The organism is Cupriavidus phytorum (assembly GCF_003254285.1).
In the GTDB taxonomy this organism is placed as follows: domain Bacteria; phylum Pseudomonadota; class Gammaproteobacteria; order Burkholderiales; family Burkholderiaceae; genus Cupriavidus; species Cupriavidus phytorum.
The window spans coordinates 873,105-891,354 of sequence record NZ_QKZN01000001.1 but is presented as its reverse complement, the minus strand read 5'-3'; the positions used below and the strand labels follow the sequence as shown (position 1 = coordinate 891,354).

The following is an 18,250-nucleotide window of genomic DNA, read 5'->3' as shown; positions in this document are numbered from 1 at the left end:
CTTAGAATGGCACCACGCTAATGACAGGGACATTGCATGCAACCTTCGGACGGCACCGGCACCACCGCCGCCCCGCTCCTGCCCAAGGTGGTGCGCCAGCGGCTGCACGACACCGTGGTCGACCACCTGCGCAACTTCATCGTCGAAGGGGTGCTGGCGCCCGGCATGAAGCTGAACGAGCGCGAACTGTGCGAAACGCTGGGGATCTCGCGCACGCCGCTGCGCGAGGCGCTCAAGGTGCTTGCCGCCGAGGGGCTGATCGAGATCTCGCCCAATCGCGGCGCCAGCGTCTCGCGCATGAGCGAGGCCGAGGCGTGGGAGGCCTTCGAGCTGATGAGCGGCCTGGAGGCCTTTGCCGGCGAGCTGGCGTGCGAGCGCATCACGGCGCCGGAACTGGCCGAGATCAAGGCGCTGCATTACGCCATGCTGGCCTGCCATGCCCGCAACGACCTGCCCGGCTACTACAGCCGCAACCAGGAAATCCACGACCGCATCGCCGCGGCGGCGCGCAACCAGACCCTGCTGCAGACCTACCTGACGCTGAACCGGCGCCTCAAGGCGATGCGCTTCCGCTCCAACCACCAGACCGACAAGTGGGACCGCGCGGTGCACGACCACGAAGAAATGATCCGCGCGCTGGAAGCCCGCGACGGCAAGCGGCTGGCGTCGATCCTGCGCCAGCACCTGCTGGAGAAACGCGCCGCGGTGATGCAGATCCACCCGGATCCGGCCAGCGCGCCTGCCGTGCCCAACGCCTGAGCGCGGCGCCCCGTCAGCGCCGCGTAGCCAGGATGCGGTAGCCGCGACTGCAATGCTCCTGCGCCGCGGCGCGGGCTTCATCCGGATCGTCGAACAGGCCGGCCTGGGCAATTCCCGGCACCAGCACGGCCTCGCCGGATTCCGCGCCGAGGAAGCGCCCGTCGCGCGACTGGACGATATACAGCACGTCCGCCCCAATCTCTCCCACCGGCTGGCGCCAGCCGGCAGACTGGCCCAGGCGCCGCTGTCCGGGCATGCTGCCGCCGCCGGTTTGTTGCTGCCCGTCGTCCGTGCCGCCCGCGCGGCGCGCCACCTGCAGGTTGTTGCGCACCTCATTGACGCCCAGCACGTCTTCGGCCAGCTCTTCAATGCGGTACTTGATGCCGCGCTCGGCCACGGTGCCGGTCAGCGTGACGATGCCCGAGCCGACGTCGACGGTCACGTCCGAGACGTCGTCGTCGGCATGCGCCAGCCGTTCGCACAGGTCGTCGCGGATGCGCGTGTCGGTGCGCTGGTAGTTCTTGGGCAGCCGGCGCGATGCCGTCCGCGCCGGGATGCCGGGACGGTACTGGTCTTCCGGACCCTCGCCGTCTTCCGTGCCATAGCGCGCCTGCCCGTAGCCAAAGCCCGCGCCGCCCGGATTGCCGCTGCGCCAGTGGTGTGCCTGGCGGGTATCGCCCGGCTCGCCATAGCCGCGGTTACGCCACGTTTCCCTGATTTCCGACGGTGGATAGTCTTTCATGGATTGCCTCCGATCTGAACGCGCGTGTTGCGCCATAGCTGGCGCCGTGTCTGCTATCGATAGCATCATCCATGCCTCGCGACCGGTCACCGCGGCGCGCAGCGGCTCGCGCTCCCCGGACCGCCCCGCCGGCGCGCACCGCGCAAGCGCGGCAATGATCGAAGTTTTTACACGGTGGCGTCGTGCCCGGGCCGGTCGAGGTAGCCGCCGACGATGCGCACCAGCAGCGGCAGCTTGCCGGTAAAGAAGTGATCCGCGCCCGGCACCACCACCACCGGCAGCGCCTGGGGCCGGGCCCAGTCGAACAGCGCGGCCAGTTGCGCGCGCTCGTCGCGCTCGCCATGGACCACCAGGCAATCGGCCGGCACGGCCGGGGTGTCATAGCTGCGATGCCCTTTCACCACGCCGTAGGGGGTGCCCGTCAGCACCAGATGGCGGATCGGCACGGACTGCGCCGCGAGGGCTGCGGCCACATGGGTCATGACGAAGGCACCGAAGGAAAATCCGGCCAGTGCCAGCGGCAGGCCGGGATGCGCCGCGCGCAGGTGGGCCACCACCGCCAGCATGTCCTGCGCCTCGCCGCGGCCCTGGTCATGGGCGCCGCCGGAGCCCTCCACGCCGCGGAAATTCGGCCGCACGGTCAGGTAGCCGCGCGCCACCAGCGCCTTGGCCAGCTGGTGCGGCACCTTGTGCGTGGCCGAGCCCCCCAGCAAGGGGTGCGGGTGGCCCACCACGGCAATGCCGCGCGGATCGCCTTGCGGCCGGTCGACCAGCATTTCAATTGGCCCGGCGTCGCCGTCGAGCCTGGTCTTGTCGGTGCCTGACGCAAGCGCCATGCGTTCTCCAGAAGAGGTTGAGTGACTGGGGCAATGCGGGCCGCGCGGGCCCCGAAGCCCGTGATAGTACTGCGATGGCGGCGAGGGTGCCGGCGGCGGCCGCGCCGACGGCGCGCATAGGGATGCGTATCAATTTGTCACAGTGTGCCCGATGCGCCGCAGCATCCGGCGGTGTGGCGGATGCGCTTTTCTATAATTTCGCGAATCGCGGCTGGGCTGGTTCCGTCGGTCCTGCCGCCCGCGGCCAAGCGCTGCGATGCCCCTGCGTGGCCGCATCGCGCCTTGCCACACCATGCGCCGAGAGGATCGCCAGCGAGCAGCGGTCCCCTCGCCTGATCATCGCCGGCGTCCCGGCCGTTTCCGCATCCGACGAGATTCCGCCATGAGCAACGTTTCACGGCTCGCACTGGGCCTTGCGCTCGCAGCGCTATGCCACCTGATGCCAGCCATCCTGCCCGCCGCGATCGCGGCGCCGGCATCCGAGGCTGCCTCCGCCACCGAGGCACAGCAGCCGCCCGCCCTGACCCACGCCGAAGCCAGCGCCGAACTCAAGCGCCTGCAGACCGAGCAGGACCGCATCAAGCAGCAGGCCTCCGATCCCGACGGCACCACCAAGCTGGACGAGCTAGACCACGAACTGCACAAGCTCGATGCCGATGTCGACAAGCTGTCCGCCGCGCTGACGCCGCAGCGCGCCCAGCTGCAGGCTCAACTCGACGTGCTCGGTCCACCGCCGTCGGACGGCATCACCAAGGAGGCCCCGGCGGTGGTGCGGCAGCGCGCCGAACTGAACGCGCGGCGCCTGCAGCTCGATGCGCAGCTCAAGCAGGCGGCCGAGAGCAAGGAGAACATCGCCAACCTGAGCGGCCAGATTGCCCGGCTGCAGCGCAGCCAGATGAAAGACCAGCTGGCGCTGCGCTCGGACAGCATCCTGAACCCGCAGTTCTGGAAGCCGATGGTCAGCCCCGCCGCCGAGGACCGCGCGCGCATGGCCGCATTCCTGGACCAGGTGGTGCCGATGGTGCAGCTGGCCTGGCAGCCGTCGCAGCGCGCCGCCACCATCGCGCTGCTGCTGCTCGCGCTGGGCGTGTGGCTGCTGGGCAAGCGCCTGGCCGAACGCGCGCTGGCCTGGTTCTGCCTGAACAAGCTGCCGCCGACCCGGCTGCGGCGCAGCGCGCTGGCGCTGGCCACCACCATCGCGACGGTGGCCACCACGGGGCTGGCGGTGCAGATCGTCTATAACGCCTTCACCCGCAACTATGAACTGCCGCCGGACCTGATGACGCTGTACGGCGGGCTGGTCAAGCTGACCCTGACCAGCGCCCTGATCGCGGGCCTCGGGCGCGCGCTGCTGTGCACGCGCCACCCGTCCTGGCGCCTGCCGGCGCTGGCCGATCCCGTGGCGCGGGCGATGAAGCCATTCCCCGCGGTGCTGGCCGGGCTGTTGCTGCTGGCCGGCACGCTGGAACAGCTCAACCGCATTGCCGATACCAGCGTGCAGGTCACGCTGCTGGGGCGCGGGCTGGTCTCGCTGGTGGTGGTGCTGACCATCGGCGCGGCGCTGCTGCGCGCCAACCGCGTGCGCAACGAGCTGGCCGCCGCCGGCGAGCAGCCGGAGGCGCGCGCCACGCTGGCGGGCATGATCCACGCCGGCGTCACGCTGATCGTGATCGTGTCGATGGTGGCGCTGCTGGCGGGCTACATCAGCTTTGCGCGCTTCCTGACCTATGAGCTGGTCTGGTTCGACATCGTGCTGTGCAGCCTGTACCTGCTGACCCAGGTCACGCGCGACCTGTTCGAAAGCCTGTTCTCGACCCAGCACGCCAGCGGCCAGGTGATCAAGCAGCTGTTCGGCGTCGACGATGCGCGCCTGGAGCAGGCCGCCACCATCCTGTCCGGCATCGGCGCCAGCCTGTTGCTGCTGCTGGCGGTGGTGGCGCTGCTGACCGGCGGCTTCGGCACCACCCCCGCGGACCTGGTCAACAGCCTGGTCACCGTGCTGGGCGGCGAAAAGCTGCGCAGCCTGAACATCATGCCCGAGCGCATCCTCAATGCGCTGGTCGCGCTGGGCGTGGGCATCTGGCTGCTGCGCACGGTGCGGCGCTGGCTCGATGGAGAGTTGCTGCCGAAGCTGTGCATGGAGCCCGGGCTGCGCGCGTCGCTGATCACGCTGTTCAGCAATGTCGGCTACGTGCTGCTGGTGCTGCTGACGCTGTCGCTGCTGGGCGTGCGCTGGGACAACCTGGCGTGGATCGTCAGCGCGCTGTCGGTCGGCATCGGCTTCGGCCTGCAGGAGATCGTGAAGAACTTCGTCTCGGGACTGATCCTGCTGACCGAGCGTCCGGTCAAGGTGGGCGACATGGTCAGCATCGCCGGCGTCGAAGGCGACATCCGCCGCATCAACGTGCGCGCCACCGAGATCCAGCTGGGCGACCGCTCCACCGTGATCGTGCCCAACTCGCAGCTGATTTCGCAGAACCTGCGCAACGTCACCATGAGCAACAGCACCCAGGGGGTGGCCTCGCTGCAGCTCACCTTCCCGCTGAACACCGACCCCGAGCAGCTGCGCGACCTGCTGCTCGACGTCTACCGCGAGAACGAAAGCATCCTCGACGTGCCCGCCCCGTCGGTGATGTTCAGCCAGCTCGCGCCCAACGGCATCACGCTGTCGGTGACCGGCTATGTCGGCAGCCCCCGCATCGCCGCGAATACGCGCAGCGACCTGCTGTTCGAGATCCTCAAGCGGCTGCGCGCCGCCGGCATCTCGCTGTCGGTGCCGCAGTCGCTGCGGCTGGAAAACATGCCGCCGTTCGGGCCGGAACCGGAGCGCGCGCTGGCGGCCGGCTGATGGCTGGCGGCAGCGCCGCCCGCCCCGCATCGGGGCAACAACACGGCCGCCCTCGCGGTGGCGTTTTCCACCGCCGCGCCGCCAGCCAGCGGCGAATCAGGCGCACGCGGTGCGGCGGTGCCGCGCTGGATATTCTCATAGAAAGATTTTTCGTTTTGATATATTCTCCGAACGAGAATATCCAGGACGCCCCCTCTTGCGCCGCCGCGACCACCGATGGAACTGGCTGAACTCGAAATCTTCCGCGCCGTAGCCACCGAACAGAGCATCACCCGTGCCGCGCGGCTGCTGGACCGGGTACAGTCCAATGTCACCACGCGCGTCAAGCAACTGGAAGAAGCGCTCGGCGTGGCGCTGTTCCAGCGCGACAGCAAGCGCATGCTGCTGACGCCCGAAGGGCACCGGCTGCTCGCCTATGCCAACCAGATGCTGGCGCTGGCCGAAGAAGCGCGGCAGTCGGTGCAGGGGGCGGCGCCGTCGGGCCGACTGCGCATCGGCACCATGGAAAGCGCCGCTGCCAACCGCCTGCCGATGCCGCTGGCGCGCTTCCACGCGGCCTGGCCCGGCGTGGACATCGAGATCCGCACCGGCACCACGCGCGCGCTGGTCGATGCCGTGCTCGACCACCGGCTCGATTGCGCCGTGGTCGCGCATCCCGGCGAAGGGCCGGCGCGCGCGGCCGACCTGGACGAACTCGCCCCCGGCCTGGAAGGCACCTACCTGTTCACCGAACACCTGCAGCTGGTGCTGCCCGGCAGCCATCCCAAGGCGCGCGGGCCGCAGGACGTCGCGTTGCGCCGCCTGGCCGCCTTCCCCAAGGGCTGCACCTACCGCCAGTGCGCCGAAGCCTGGCTGGCGCAGGGCAGCGACGACATGCGCCAGCGCCTCGCCATCACAGAGATGCCGTCGTACCACGCCATGCTGGCCTGCGTCAGCGCCGGCACCGCGATGGCGATCCTGCCCCGCTCGCTGCTGGCGCTGCACCGCGACGCGGTCGACGTGCAGACCGTGCCGGTGCGCGCGGTGCACACCTATCTCGTCAAGCGTGCCGGCTATGCCACGCACGCCTGCGACGCCTTCGTGCGCGAACTGCGCGACGGCTGAACCTGCCGTTCCCCTCGCCGCACCATCGCCATCGACCCTGCCAAGGAGCGCAAATTGACCCAATCCACTTCCACCACTGATCGCCTGCCCTTGTTGCGCCGGCTCGGCATCCGCACCCCGATCATCCAGGCACCCATGGCCGGTGTCAGCACGCCCGCGCTCGCCGCGGCCGTCACCAACGCCGGCGGACTGGGCTCGCTCGGCGTGGGCGCCATGGATGCCGAGGCCGCGCGCAAGGCCATCCGCGAGACCCGCGCGCTCACCAGCGGCCCGTTCAACGTCAACGTGTTCTGCCATGCGCCGGCCGTTGCCGATGCCGCGCGCGAGCAGGCCTGGCTGGCCTACCTCGCGCCGCGCTTTGCCGAGTTCGGCGCGACTCCGCCGGCGGCGCTGCGCGAGATTTATCGCAGCTACGTCACCGACGAAGCCATGCACGCGATGCTGCTGGAAGAACGCCCCGCCGTGGTCAGCTTCCATTTCGGGCTGCCCGATGCGGGCCGGATCCGCGCGCTGCGCGACGCCGGCATCGTGCTGCTGGCCAGCGCCACCTCGCTCGACGAGGCGCGCGCGATCGAGGCGGCCGGCCTCGATGCGATCGTCGCGCAGGGCATCGAGGCCGGTGGCCATCGCGGCGTATTCGACCCGTCCGCCGTCGACGAGGGCCTGGGCACCTTCGCGCTGGTGCGCGTGCTGGCGACGCGGACCCGCCTGCCGGTGATCGCCGCGGGCGGCATCATGGACGGTGCCGGCATTGCCGCGGCGCTGGCGCTCGGCGCGCAGGCCGCGCAGCTCGGCACCGCCTTTATCGCCTGCCCCGAGACCGTGGCCGACGGCCCTTACCGCGAGGCGCTGCTGCAGGCGCACAAGCCGACCGTGCTGACGCGGGCCATTTCCGGCCGCCACGCGCGCGGCCTGGCCAACCGCTTCACCGAGCTGGGCGCCGCAGCCGACGCGCCCGCCACGCCCGACTACCCAACTGCCTACGACGCCGGCAAGGCCTTGCACGCCGCCGCCAAGGCGCGCGGCAGCGCCGACTTTGCCGCGCAGTGGGCCGGCCAGGCGGTGCCGCTGGCCCGGGCACTGCCGGCGGCGGAGCTGGTCGCGGCACTGGCCGGCGAGCTTGCCGCCAGCGCGCGCGGGCTGGCCGCGCTGGCCGAAACGCTCGGGTAAGCGGTTTCGGACACGGCCGTTTTACCGCGTCTTACACCGCATTAAAAAAGCCAGGTCTTAAAAGCTGCGGTTACAAAGCTAACAAGTCAGCCCGGGGCCGGAAACACCTTGATCGCCGCTTTGCGTCCATCATTCAGGAACACAAGCTGTGCATGACAAGGAGTCCGAAATGCGCCCCTCCACCCGCATCGTCGCCGCGGCGGTCCTGGCCGCGACCCTGGTAGCCGCCGGTTCCGCCTCCGCGCGCGGCCGGCACCATCATCATGGCGGCTCCAACGCCGGCGCGGTGCTGGCGGTCGGCGCACTGGCGGGCCTGGCGCTGGGCGCCATGCTGGCCTCGGGACCGGTGGTGGCGGCACCGGTCGCGCCGCCGCCCGTCACCTACGCCCCCGCGCCGGTCTCGTACGCGGCGCCGGCGGTGCCGCCGGGCTATTGCTACCGCGACTACGACCGCGCCTACGTGCCGTGCGGCCCGCAGCCTTCCGGCTACTACCGCGAGGCGCCGTACTACGGCTACTGAGACCTGCCGCCATGCCGGTCGACCGCGACTATTTCGCCGGCCTGTACGGCCGCAACGAGGATCCCTGGGGCATTGGCACGCGCTGGTACGAAGCGCGCAAGCGCGCCCTGCTGCTGGCCACGCTGCCGCGCGAGCGCTTCGCCCACGCATTCGAGCCGGGCTGCGGTGGCGGCCACCTGAGCGTGGCGCTGGCGCCGCGCTGCGATGCGCTGGTGGCAATGGAACTGGCCGAGAGCGCCGCCGAACAGGCGCGGCAACGGCTGGCGCCGTTCCCGCACGCACGCGTGCTGACCGGCGAACTGCCGCAGCAGTGGCCGGAGGGCAGCTTCGACCTGATGGTGTTTTCCGAACTGGGCTACTACTTTCCCAAGCCAGACTGGCACGAAGTCGCCGCCATGGCCGCAAGCGCGCTGGCTGACGACGGCGTCATCGTCGCCTGCCATTTCCGGCATCCGTTCGCGGAGCAGCAGATCACCGCGCAGGCGGTGCATGAAGCGATCGGCGCGCAGCGCGGGCTGTATCGGCATATCCGGCATGAGGAGCCGGATTTTGTGCTGGAACTTTGGACAAGGCAGCTGGAGATGCGGCTGGCGTAGATCCACCACGGAAAAGAAAAACGCCCCATGCAAGCAGCGACTTGCATGGGGCGTCGTCGTTGGAGCAATTGCCAGGCACACCGGTCCTTGATCGACCGCTTGCGTACTCCCTCTCCCGCAGGCGGGAGAGGGGAGCAAACAAGCGGTCGATTCAGATCAGCGAGCTCGTCTTACACCGGCACGTCCCTGGTCGGATCCGGCTTGCGGTCATCGAACCAGCGATACAGCGTCGGCACCATCACCAGCGTCAGCAGCGTCGACGTAATCAGCCCGCCGATCACCACCACCGCCAGCGGCCGCTGGACCTCGGAACCCGGGCCGGTCGAGAATAGGAACGGCACCAGGCCCAGCATGGCGATGGTCGCGGTCATCATCACCGGGCGGAAACGCTGGGTCGCGCCCTGCACCACCGCTTCATCGAGCGACAGGCCCGAGTCGCGCAGCGTGCGGATGTACGACACCAGCACCACCCCGTTCAGCACTGCCATGCCCCACAGCGCGATAAAGCCCACCGACGCCGGCACCGACAGGTATTCGCCGGTGACGAACAGCCCGATGATGCCGCCGATCGATGCGAACGGCAGCACCGTGATGATCAGCGTGGCGAAGCGCAGCGAGTTGAACAGCAGGAACAGCAGGAAGAAGATCGCGGCGATGGTGACCGGCACGATGATCTTCAGGTGGCCCATGGCGCGTTCCATGTTCTGGAACTGGCCGCCCCACTCGAGGTAATAGCCTTCGGGCAGCTTCACCTTGGCGCCGGCCGCCTGCTGCAGCTCGGCGACGAAGCCTCCCAGGTCGCGGTCCTTCACGTTGATCATCACCACCACGCGGCGCTTGGCCATTTCGCGGCTGATCTGCGCGGGACCGTCGTTGACGTCGATGCGGGCGACGCTCTGCAGCGGCACCTGCATGCCGTCGGGCGTGTTCACCAGCAGCTGGCGGATCGCCTGCACGTTGTTGCGGAACTCCTCCGGCAGGCGCACCGCCGCGGCAAAGCGGCGCTCGCCCTCGAAGATGTCGGTGGCGCGCTTGCCGCCGATGGCGATCTCGATCACGTCATGGATGTCCGACACGTTCAGGCCGTAGCGCGCGATCGCCTGGCGGTCGATCTCGATCGACAGGTACTGCTGGCCCGACACGCGCTCGATGCGGATATCCTGCGAGCCCTGGATGCCGCCGGCGACGCGGGCGATCTCGCCCGCCAGCTCGCGCAGCTTGTCGAGGTCATCGCCGAACACCTTCACCGCCACGTCGGAACGCACGCCGCTGACCATTTCGTCGACGCGGTCCGAGATCGGCTGCGCCATCACGATCTGCACGCCCGGAATGACCTTGAGCTTTTCGCGGATGGCGTTGGCGATATCGTCCTGGGTCCAGCCGTCGGGCCACTCGTCGCGGTCCTTCAGGCTGGCGATCGGGGTCGATTCGTTCTGGCCCTGCGGGTCGGCAGGGCTTTCGCCGCGGCCCACGCCCGACACCACCGACTTCACGCCCGGCACGCCCAGCACCAGCTTGTTGGCTTCCTTCTCCAGCTTGATCGACTCTTCCAGCGAGATGTTGGGCACGCGGTCGATCGCGGGCACGATCGAGCCTTCCTTCATCTCGGGGATGAACGAGGTGCCCAGCAGCGGCACGATCAGCAGCGTGGCGACGAAGGCGGCAACGGCGCTGAGCACGGTCTTGCGGCTGTTGCCCAGCGCCCAGTGCAGCAGGCGCAGGTAGTGGCGCTTCATGAAGGCGATCAGGAAGGTGTCATGCTCGGCACCGCCCTTGAGCAGGTACGAAGACAGCACCGGCGACAGCGTCAGCGACAGGAACAGCGAGATCGCCAGCGCAATCGAGATGGTGAACGCCAGCGGCGCGAACATCTTGCCTTCCATGCCCGACAGCGTCATCAGCGGCAGGAACACCAGGATGATGATGCCGACGCCGACGATCACCGGCGTGGCCACTTCCTGCACCGCCTTGACCAGGATCTCGGTCTTGGTCAGTCCGGGCTCCTTGTGGCCGAGCCGCTCGAACGCGTTTTCGACCACCACCACCGAGCCGTCGACCATCAGGCCGATGGCGATCGCCAGCCCCCCCAGTGACATCAGGTTGGCCGACAGCCCCGCCTCGTTCATCACCATGAAGGTCAGCAATGGCGTCAGCACCAGCGTGGCCAGCACGATGATCGACGAACGCACGTCGCCGAGGAACAGGAACAGCACGATCACCACCAGCACCACGCCTTCGAGCAGCACCTTGGTCACGGTCCACAGCGCCGCGTCGACCAGTTCGCTGCGGTCGTAGTACGGCACGATCTGCAGCTTGCCCGGCAGCATGCCGCGCTCGTTGATCTCGGCCACGCGGGCCTTGACGCGGCTGACCACTTCCTTGGCATTGCCGCCGCGCATCATCATGACGATGCCGCCGACCGCCTCGGTCTGGCCGTTCTTGACCAGCGCGCCCTGGCGCACCTCATGGCCGATGGTGACGTTGGCGACGTCGCGCAGGTAGACCGGCGTACCGTTGACTTCCTTCAGCACGATGCTGCCGAGGTCCTCGACGCCCTTGGCCAGGCCGACGCCGCGGATCAGGTACTGCTCGGCGTAGTGCGGCAGCACGCCGCCGCCCGAGTTGGCGTTGTTGCGCGCCAGCGCCTCGTAGACCTGCTGGATCGACACGCCGTAATGGCGCATGCGCTCCGGGTTGACCAGCGCCTGGTACTGGCGCACGTAGCCGCCCTGCGAGTTGATCTCGGCCACGCCGGGAATCGAGCGCAGCAGCGGACGCACCACCCAGTCCTGGGCGATGCGGCGCTCGGCCAGCTCTTCCTGGGTCAGTTCGCGGTTGCCGTCGTCGGCGCGGTCCAGCGTGTACTGGTAGACCTCGCCCAGGCCGGTCGAGACCGGCCCCAGCACGGGCGTGACGCCCTCGGGCATGCGCCCGCCCACTTCGATCAGGCGCTCCATCACCAGCTGGCGCGCGAAGTACACGTCGGTGGCATCGGTGAACACCAGCGTGATCAGCGACAGGCCCGCCTTGTTCAGCGAGCGCATCTCTTCCAGCCCGGGCAGGCCGGTCATGGCCATTTCCACCGGCACGGTGACAAAGCGCTCCACTTCCTCGGGCGAACGGCCCGCGGCTTCGGTGGCGATCTGCACCTGCACGTTGGTCACATCGGGGAACGCATCCACCGACAGCTTGGTAGCAGCGCGCAGGCCGAAGAAGAACAGCACCACGGCAAGGACGCACACCACCAGCCGCTGCTTGATGGCGGCTTCGACTAGGGATTTCATCATGGCCGGTTACCCTTGTTCGAGGCGCTTGCGCTCGTTGTCCAGGTGGAAGGCGCCTTCGACCACGATGCGGTCGCCAGCCTTCACGCCGTTCTGGACCACGCGCATGCCGTCGCTCTCGGCGCCCAGCTTGACGCGGGTCAGGCGGTACTTGTTGCCCGGCATCTCGACATAGACCAGCTCGTCGTTGCCATCACGCACCACCGCCGAGGCCGGAATCACCAGCTGGTCGACCGGCTTACCGGCAATCAGCATGCTCGCCAGCATGGCGGGCTTGAGCCGGCCCTCGCGGTTCTCCAGCTCGGTGCGGACCAGCACCGTGCGCGACTGCGGATTGACCGTGCGGCCCACGTAGATCAGCTTGCCGGTAATGGTCTGGCGCCCGGCGCCGTTAGCCAGCGACGGCACCTCGATCTCGACGCTCTGGCCTTCGGCCACCTGCGCGGCCTGCTGCTCGGGCACCTCGGCCACCACCCATACGCGCGACAGGTCGGCCACGGTGTAGAGCGCGTCGGCGGGCTGCACCACCTGGCCCTGCGCCACGTTGCGCTCGACCACGGTGCCGCTGATGCTGGAATACACCGGCGAGTGCGAGTTGATGCTGCCGCTCTTGGCCAGTTGCGCGATCGAGCTCGCCGACATGCCCAGCACGCGCAGCTGGTCGCGGTAGGCGCGCATCTCGGCCGAGGCGATCGCCAGTTCGCTCTCGCGGCGCTGCAGTTCGCCGCGGCCGATCACGTCGGCGGCAAACAGCTGGCGCGCGCGCTCGGCGTTGCGGCCCTGCAGCTCGGTCTGGGCCTCGCTCTTCAGGAACGCCATCTGCGCCGCGCCCAGCTCGCTGCTGTGCAGGCGCGCCAGCACCTGGCCGGCCTTCACTTCCTGGCCCAGCGTGGCATAGAGGTCGGTGACGCGGCCGGTCACGCTGGCGCCGATGCGCGACACGCGCTGTTCGTCGAAGTCGATGCGGCCGGCCACGCGCAGCATCTCGCTGAACGGGGACGTGGCCACCGGGGCCACCTTCAGGCCCTTCTGCAGGTTGCCCTCGGGCTGGATCACGCCGGGCGGCAGCTTGGGCGCCTCGGCCACCGGCTCAGGTTTGTCGGAACAGGCCGCAAGGCTGAACGTCAGGACGGCGGCGGCTGTCAGCGAAAGCAGGAAATTGGGACGCATGGTTATTTCTGTTCGATGTTGGACGTCGGCTGCAGGCCCGGCGCGGCGGTGGCGCCGGGGGCGGTCGACATAAGCTTTTCGATCTGGATCGCGGCCAGCTGCAGGTCGTACTGCGCGGCGATCAGCTCATTGCGCGCGCCACGCAGCACACGCTGGGCATCGAGGTAGTCCAGGATGCCGCGCTCGCCGAAGCGGTAGGCGGCCTCGGCCACGCCCAGCGCCGACTCGGCCTCGCGCACGATGCCGGACTCCAGCGCCGTCACCTGGGCCTGGTTGATCTCGTACTGGCGGTAGGCCGCTTCCAGTTCCTGCGTCAGCTCGAACTCGCGCATCTCCAGCGCGCTGCGCGCCTGCGTGGCCTGCGCGGTGGCTTCGCCCACCGGGCCGCGGCGGCGGTCCCACAGCGGGATGGTCAGGATCAGGCCGATCTGCGAGACGTTGTTGTCGGGCTGGCGGTCGGTGCTGGCGCGCAGCGCCACTTCCGGCCAGCGCAGCGACTTCTGGTAATCGACGCCCAGCTGCGCGCGCTCCAGCTCCATGCGGCGCTGGACCAGTTCGGCGTTGCTGGCGGTCATGGTGTCGCGCAGCGCCGGCAGCGGCGGCACGTCGGGCGCCTGGCCCAGCGTGCCCGCCAGCGAAAACTGCCCGGGCATGGCGCCGCCCACCTGCTGGCGCAGCGCGGCCTTGGCCTGGTTGACGCGCAGCTCGGCGGTCTGCTGGCTCTTCTGCGACGCCAGCAGTTCGGTTTCGGCCTTGATCAGCTCGTAGCGCGGGGCCTCGCCCACCTCCACGCGCAGGCGCGCGCGCGAGTGGATCTGTCGCATCATCGCCAGGTCTTCCTCGGCGGCGTGCAGTTCGCTCTCGCGGCGCAGCACGTCATAGTAGGCGGTCTTCACGCGCGCGGCCAGGTCGGCGCGGAAGCCCTGCCGCAGCGCCTGCGATGATTCCAGCCCGCGCGTCGCCATGGCCTCGCGCAGGCTGCGCTGGTGCGGGTAATCGAACTTCTGCACCACCGCATAGCTGGGCGCATTGCCGCTGGCGACGCCCGGCTGCTTGCCGGACATGCGGCCATACATCACCTCGACCTGCGGATTCGGATAGGCGCGAGCGCTGCTGATGGCGGCGCTGGCCGCATCGACGTTGGCTTCGGCGGCGGCCACGCCCTTGTTGGTGGACTGGGCCAGGTCGAGCAGCTGGGGCAGCGAGTAAGCGGGTCCGGCGGCAGCGGCAGCGGCCGGGGCGGTCTTCGGTACGGCGGCGGCCGCCAGGATGGCGGCGCCCGGCAGCGGCGCGGCAGCCGGCTTGGACAGCGGTGCGCGGGCCGCGGGCGCGGCACCGGCCAGGTCTGTCTCCTTCGCGGAGGTCCCGCCTTGGGCGCCGGCCTGGGCCGGGGCCGCGGCAAGCGCCATCAGCGAAAGCGACGCGATCAGGGTCAGCTTGGTTGTTGTCATGAGTCGGGAAAGCAAGCGATACGTCTGCCTCTCGCCACGCTGCCGCCCGCCCCGGGTGACGCCGTCACGGGGACGCAATCACGGCAGGACGCACAACGGCGGCGGCATGCCCGCGCGGTCAGGCGGCAGGCAGGCTGGCGATATCAGGCAAAGGGGCGCGGCCCGCGGGCGGGCGGCTGCATGCGGCAGCGCGCACGGTGCGGGCGCAGGAAAGCGGTCAGGCCAGAACTATGGGCGGCCGGAAAAAGGCCGAAGGCGGCGGGTCGGCGCGGCCAGGCGGGCGCTGGGCCACGTCGCCGCTGGGCAACAGCAGCTTCACCGGCGGCAAGGCAAACAGCGCGCTGGATTCTTCGATCTCGTCGAGCAGGTCTAGCGGATCGAGCAGGTCGGCCGACCAGATATTGCAGTACCCGGGGGGCGGGTCATCGCAGATATCGTCGTCGTGCAGCCCGTCATCGCCGGGCACCACGATGCGGCCCAGATCGTCGACAGGCTGGGCTGCCGCCATGTCGATCAGGTCCACCCCTGCCTGCTGCGGCCCCGGCAACGCCGCGCGCGCGTCCGCCGCTGCTCCAAAGGAGAGCAGCGACAGGCACATGGCAGTCAGCAGCAGGAACAACAGTCGCATTGGGTCGGGGGCATTGGCGGCATCGCCTGGGCCCAGGGTGTTGCGGTGGCCGCCAGGGATGCTGCAGGACAGCATTGTAACTGAACGATTACGATTGACAGGGAATCGTTACGTTCGTTCCCTTGCTGTAGAGAGATCGCGCGCCTTTCACGTCTTTCAGACTCCTCCCCTTCCCCGCCATTGCCCGTCTCCGTAGGCTTCTTTCACCTTTCGCCCAAGCGGCGCAGGTTATCGTCTGCAATTTCGTAATACAGAAACGAGTGACAAATGAGCGCTATAATTGCGTATTACCCATTGTCGGAGCCACTCATGCAAGGCACGACCCTGTCATTCCGCGCAGGCGAAGAACTGGCCGAGCAAACCCGCGCGCTGGCGACTGCGGCAGGCCAGAAGACGTCGGACTACATCCGCGACGCCGTCCGCGAGAAAAACGAGCGCGAGATGGCCAATCGTATCGCGATGCTGTCGCGCAAGTTAGGGGCGAAGCACCTGGCTGCCAACGAAGAGATGGACAGCACCGCCGGAGACGGCCTTGCTTAAGCTGAGGCGGGGACAGGTCTGGGAGGTCGATTTCAATCCCCAGACCCACCGGGAAGAGCCGGCCAAGCGCAACCGGCCGGCGCTGGTGCTGCAGACCGATCTGCTCAACGATGCCGGTCATCCGACTACGATCGTCGTGCCCGGGACATCTCAGACCGAGTCCGAGGATTGCTTTCCGCTGCGCGTGGCGCTGGGGAAGCTGCCGGGGCTGGCCCATGAAACGGACCTGTTGATCGACCAGGTCCGCGCGATATCCAATCGCCGTTTCATGGGCAGCCGCCCGGTGGCGACGTTGGCGCCCAATCACCTGCGCAAGGTGGAAGAGGCCATGCGCCTGCTGCTGCGGCTGTAGGTGTTGCCGCGACGCAGACGCCCTACACCACCCTGAACCCATGCGTCCCGTCGCGCTCCAGTTGCGCGATCAGGCCGAACTCCCAGTCCAGGTAGCCCTGCATCGCCTCGCGCGGGTTGTCGGTGCCTTCATAGGGACGGCGATAGCGGTCGGTGCGGTCCGAGGCCAGGCGCGTCTCGCCGCTCTCCAGCGGCAGCCCCGCGGTGATCCAGGCCTGGGTGCCGCCTTCCAGCACGAATACCTCCGCTTCGGTCAGGCGCCGCAGGTCGGCGGCGGCAAAGCGCGCCAGCAGGCTGCTGCCGCAGGTAAGCACGTAGCGCTGCCGCCGCGGGATGCGGGCCAGCGCGTCGGCCAGCTGGGCGCGAATGACAAAATACGCGCCCGGGATATGGCGCCTGACGTAGTTGGCGCTGGTGGTGAAGTCCAGCACGGCGGTGCTGCCATCGCCGGCATCCAGCCATGCAGCCAGCTGCGCCGTGCCGACGCTGGCGACGGGCGTCGGCGTTGGCACCGGCGCGGCCACCGCGCCGGTTTCGCTGCGCTCGGACGCGGCCACCGGTTCCACCACCCACACCTCCCAGCCCATCTGCGCCAGCCAGGAGCCCGTCATGCTGGCACGCACGTCATCGTCGTCGGCCAGCACGATACGCGCGCCGCGCACCGGCGCGCTGTGGTCGGTTTCCTGCACCAGCTGCCCGCCCGGGGCATTGACAAAGCCCGGCAGGTGGCCGTCGGCAAATTCCTCGGGCGTGCGCACATCGAAGCGGTACACCGTACGGCCAGGCGACTGCAGCGTGTCCAACTGCGCCAGCGCGATGCGCCGCACGCCGGCCCGGTCGGCGATCGCGCGCGCGCCGCGGCGGGCGCTGTCGCGGTTGGCGTCGCTGACCGCGGCCGGGGCGCGGCGGCTGGCGCCATGGTCCAGCTGCTGGCCGGCCAGGGTCCAGCCGATGGTGCCGTTGCGCAGCGCCGCCACCGGGTTCGGGATCCCCGCGTTCACCAGTGATTGCGTGCCGATGATGCTGCGCGTGCGGCCCGCGCAGTTGACGATCACGCGCGTGCGCGGATCGGGCGCCAGCTCGCGCACGCGCAGCACCAGCTCGGCGCCCGGCACGCTGGTGGCGGTGGGGATGCTCATGGTCTGGTACTCGTCGAAGCGGCGCGCGTCGACGATCACCACATCGGCCCGGCTGTCAATCAGTGCCTGCACTTCCTCGGCCGCCAGCGACGGCGTATGGCGCGCGGCTTCAACCACTTCGCCGAACGACTTGCTCGGCACGTTGACATCGCGGAACACCTCGCCGCCGCCATCGATCCACGCGCGCAGCCCGCCTTCGAGCCGATGCACGCGGGTATAGCCCAGGCCTTGCAGCACCGCCGCCGCGCGTGGCGCGAGGTCGGCGCCGGCATGCTCGCCGTAGACCACGATCAGCGTATCGCGGCGCGGAATGCGCGCCCACGCGTCCAGTTCCAGCCGCGACAGCGGAAAGTTGGCGGCCCACAGCGGGTGCTCTTGCGCGAAGGGATCTTCCTCGCGCACATCGATCAGCGCGATCTCGTCGCGGTTGCGCAAGGCGTTGCGCACGGCTTCGGGAGAAACCGTCGGAAAGGCCGGCGTAGCGGAAACGTTGGTCATGACTGGGAAAGTTCGCGGGAGCGGTCCCACGGGTTGGGCAGGGTCTGGTTGGAATAGCCCGAGACAAAGGGCTTGCGGGTGCCGTCCTCGGCGTAGACCGAGCGGCGCACCGCGCCGATATTGGCGCCGTAGACATGGATGCTGACCGAGACGCGGTCGTCGTAGACGTTGTTGACGCGATGGATATCGCCCACGGCCGGCGACACGGCTTCGACCTGCCCTGGCAGCAAGCGCACGTTCGCACCACTGGCGACGGGGCGCCCGCCGGCGTCGAGCGCAAAGGCCTGCGCATCTTCCGCGCCGCGCAGCATGCCGATCAGGCCCCACACGGTGTGGTCGTGGATCGGCGTGCGCTGGCCCGGTCCCCAGACAAAGCTGACGATGGAGAAGCGCTCGGCGGAATCGCAATGCAGCAGGTGCTGCTGGTAGTACTCGGGGTGCGGCTGGGCCCACGCCTCGGGCAGCCAGTCATCGCGCGCAACCAGCGTCGCCAGCAACGCCCCGCCTTCGCGCAGGATGCGGGTCTCGTCGGGTTGCTGGTCGAGCAGCGCGGCCAGCCCGGTGATGAAATCGCGCAGCGGCGCCAGCGCGTTGGGATCGGGGGAACTGCCCAT

The 18,250-nt window shown here is 69.1% G+C and carries 16 protein-coding genes; 8 read left to right on the top strand and 8 right to left on the bottom strand.

Annotation, left to right across the window (positions count from 1 at the left end):
- Window positions 1–36: 36 nt before the first annotated feature.
- Window positions 37–759 carry a GntR family transcriptional regulator gene (locus C7416_RS03835; protein WP_111517184.1) on the top strand — a complete coding sequence of 241 codons (723 nt, stop codon included), beginning with the start codon at window positions 37–39 and terminating at the stop codon, window positions 757–759.
- Between the two features lie 13 nt (window positions 760–772).
- Here C7416_RS03835 and C7416_RS03830 read toward each other — a convergent pair whose 3' ends face one another.
- A complete protein-coding gene (locus C7416_RS03830; RefSeq protein ID WP_111517183.1) occupies window positions 773–1,501 on the bottom strand; it encodes a BON domain-containing protein in 729 nt (242 codons plus the stop codon).
- A 167-nt stretch (window positions 1,502–1,668) separates the two neighbouring features.
- A complete protein-coding gene (locus tag C7416_RS03825) occupies window positions 1,669–2,337 on the bottom strand; it encodes an alpha/beta hydrolase (protein WP_111517182.1) in 669 nt (222 codons plus the stop codon).
- 382 nt (window positions 2,338–2,719) lie between these two features.
- Between C7416_RS03825 and C7416_RS03820 the strand changes: the two genes are divergently transcribed.
- The 5 genes from C7416_RS03820 to C7416_RS03800 all read left to right on the top strand — a co-directional run bounded on the left by C7416_RS03820 (window position 2,720) and on the right by C7416_RS03800 (window position 8,575).
- Window positions 2,720–5,185, top strand: a complete 2,466-nt coding sequence (locus C7416_RS03820) for a DUF3772 domain-containing protein (RefSeq protein ID WP_111517181.1) — start codon at window positions 2,720–2,722, stop codon at window positions 5,183–5,185.
- 216 nt (window positions 5,186–5,401) lie between these two features.
- Complete coding sequence (locus C7416_RS03815) at window positions 5,402–6,289, top strand: LysR family transcriptional regulator (protein ID WP_111517180.1); 888 nt, start codon at window positions 5,402–5,404, stop codon at window positions 6,287–6,289.
- Window positions 6,290–6,343: 54 nt separating this feature from the next.
- Entirely contained in the window at window positions 6,344–7,459 is a 1,116-nt protein-coding gene (locus C7416_RS03810) for an NAD(P)H-dependent flavin oxidoreductase (RefSeq protein ID WP_111517179.1), read from the top strand.
- 169 nt (window positions 7,460–7,628) lie between these two features.
- A complete protein-coding gene (locus tag C7416_RS03805; RefSeq protein ID WP_062804128.1) occupies window positions 7,629–7,979 on the top strand; it encodes a hypothetical protein in 351 nt (116 codons plus the stop codon).
- 11 nt (window positions 7,980–7,990) lie between these two features.
- Window positions 7,991–8,575 carry an SAM-dependent methyltransferase gene (locus C7416_RS03800; protein ID WP_111517178.1) on the top strand — a complete coding sequence of 195 codons (585 nt, stop codon included), beginning with the start codon at window positions 7,991–7,993 and terminating at the stop codon, window positions 8,573–8,575.
- A gap of 170 nt (window positions 8,576–8,745) precedes the next feature.
- Here C7416_RS03800 and C7416_RS03795 read toward each other — a convergent pair whose 3' ends face one another.
- The 4 genes from C7416_RS03795 to C7416_RS03780 form a co-directional block, all read right to left on the bottom strand.
- Window positions 8,746–11,862 carry an efflux RND transporter permease subunit gene (locus C7416_RS03795; RefSeq protein WP_111517177.1) on the bottom strand — a complete coding sequence of 1,039 codons (3,117 nt, stop codon included), beginning with the start codon at window positions 11,860–11,862 and terminating at the stop codon, window positions 8,746–8,748.
- A 6-nt stretch (window positions 11,863–11,868) separates the two neighbouring features.
- Entirely contained in the window at window positions 11,869–13,029 is a 1,161-nt protein-coding gene (locus C7416_RS03790) for an efflux RND transporter periplasmic adaptor subunit (RefSeq protein WP_111517176.1), read from the bottom strand.
- Between the two features lie 2 nt (window positions 13,030–13,031).
- Window positions 13,032–14,480 carry a TolC family protein gene (locus C7416_RS03785; protein ID WP_111517175.1) on the bottom strand — a complete coding sequence of 483 codons (1,449 nt, stop codon included), beginning with the start codon at window positions 14,478–14,480 and terminating at the stop codon, window positions 13,032–13,034.
- Window positions 14,481–14,697: 217 nt separating this feature from the next.
- Window positions 14,698–15,108, bottom strand: coding sequence for a cobalt-zinc-cadmium resistance protein (locus C7416_RS03780; protein WP_111517494.1), 411 nt, complete (start codon window positions 15,106–15,108; stop codon window positions 14,698–14,700).
- Between the two features lie 309 nt (window positions 15,109–15,417).
- On the opposite strand from C7416_RS03780, the gene C7416_RS03775 reads away from it, so the two are divergent.
- Both C7416_RS03775 and C7416_RS03770 read left to right on the top strand, forming a co-directional pair.
- Window positions 15,418–15,648 (top strand): antitoxin of toxin-antitoxin stability system, encoded by a 231-nt coding sequence (locus C7416_RS03775; protein ID WP_111517174.1) that lies wholly within the window; start codon window positions 15,418–15,420, stop codon window positions 15,646–15,648.
- The gene (locus C7416_RS03770) at window positions 15,641–16,000 is read left to right on the top strand and encodes a type II toxin-antitoxin system PemK/MazF family toxin (protein WP_111517173.1); all 360 of its coding nucleotides are present in this window, start codon (window positions 15,641–15,643) and stop codon (window positions 15,998–16,000) included. Before C7416_RS03775 ends, C7416_RS03770 begins: the two co-directional genes overlap by 8 nt.
- A gap of 22 nt (window positions 16,001–16,022) precedes the next feature.
- On the opposite strand, the gene C7416_RS03765 is transcribed toward C7416_RS03770, so the two are convergent.
- Together C7416_RS03765 and C7416_RS03760 are read right to left on the bottom strand one after the other, a co-directional pair.
- The gene (locus C7416_RS03765) at window positions 16,023–17,636 is read right to left on the bottom strand and encodes a rhodanese-related sulfurtransferase (protein ID WP_111517172.1); all 1,614 of its coding nucleotides are present in this window, start codon (window positions 17,634–17,636) and stop codon (window positions 16,023–16,025) included.
- The gene (locus tag C7416_RS03760) at window positions 17,633–18,250 is read right to left on the bottom strand and encodes a cysteine dioxygenase family protein (protein ID WP_111517171.1); all 618 of its coding nucleotides are present in this window, start codon (window positions 18,248–18,250) and stop codon (window positions 17,633–17,635) included. Before C7416_RS03760 ends, C7416_RS03765 begins: the two co-directional genes overlap by 4 nt.

Bases quoted from the DNA above. Each gene is read 5' to 3' on its own strand.
- C7416_RS03835 (WP_111517184.1), top strand. From the start codon at position 37: ATGCAACCTTCGGACGGCACCGGCACCACCGCCGCCCCGCTCCTGCCC.
- C7416_RS03830 (WP_111517183.1), bottom strand. From the start codon at position 1,501: ATGAAAGACTATCCACCGTCGGAAATCAGGGAAACGTGGCGTAACCGC.
- C7416_RS03825 (WP_111517182.1), bottom strand. From the start codon at position 2,337: ATGGCGCTTGCGTCAGGCACCGACAAGACCAGGCTCGACGGCGACGCC.
- C7416_RS03820 (WP_111517181.1), top strand. From the start codon at position 2,720: ATGAGCAACGTTTCACGGCTCGCACTGGGCCTTGCGCTCGCAGCGCTA.
- C7416_RS03815 (WP_111517180.1), top strand. From the start codon at position 5,402: ATGGAACTGGCTGAACTCGAAATCTTCCGCGCCGTAGCCACCGAACAG.
- C7416_RS03805 (WP_062804128.1), top strand. From the start codon at position 7,629: ATGCGCCCCTCCACCCGCATCGTCGCCGCGGCGGTCCTGGCCGCGACC.
- C7416_RS03800 (WP_111517178.1), top strand. From the start codon at position 7,991: ATGCCGGTCGACCGCGACTATTTCGCCGGCCTGTACGGCCGCAACGAG.
- C7416_RS03795 (WP_111517177.1), bottom strand. From the start codon at position 11,862: ATGATGAAATCCCTAGTCGAAGCCGCCATCAAGCAGCGGCTGGTGGTG.
- C7416_RS03790 (WP_111517176.1), bottom strand. From the start codon at position 13,029: ATGCGTCCCAATTTCCTGCTTTCGCTGACAGCCGCCGCCGTCCTGACG.
- C7416_RS03785 (WP_111517175.1), bottom strand. From the start codon at position 14,480: ATGACAACAACCAAGCTGACCCTGATCGCGTCGCTTTCGCTGATGGCG.
- C7416_RS03780 (WP_111517494.1), bottom strand. From the start codon at position 15,108: ATGCGACTGTTGTTCCTGCTGCTGACTGCCATGTGCCTGTCGCTGCTC.
- C7416_RS03775 (WP_111517174.1), top strand. From the start codon at position 15,418: ATGCAAGGCACGACCCTGTCATTCCGCGCAGGCGAAGAACTGGCCGAG.
- C7416_RS03765 (WP_111517172.1), bottom strand. From the start codon at position 17,636: ATGACCAACGTTTCCGCTACGCCGGCCTTTCCGACGGTTTCTCCCGAA.
- C7416_RS03760 (WP_111517171.1), bottom strand. From the start codon at position 18,250: ATGGGCAGTTCCCCCGATCCCAACGCGCTGGCGCCGCTGCGCGATTTC.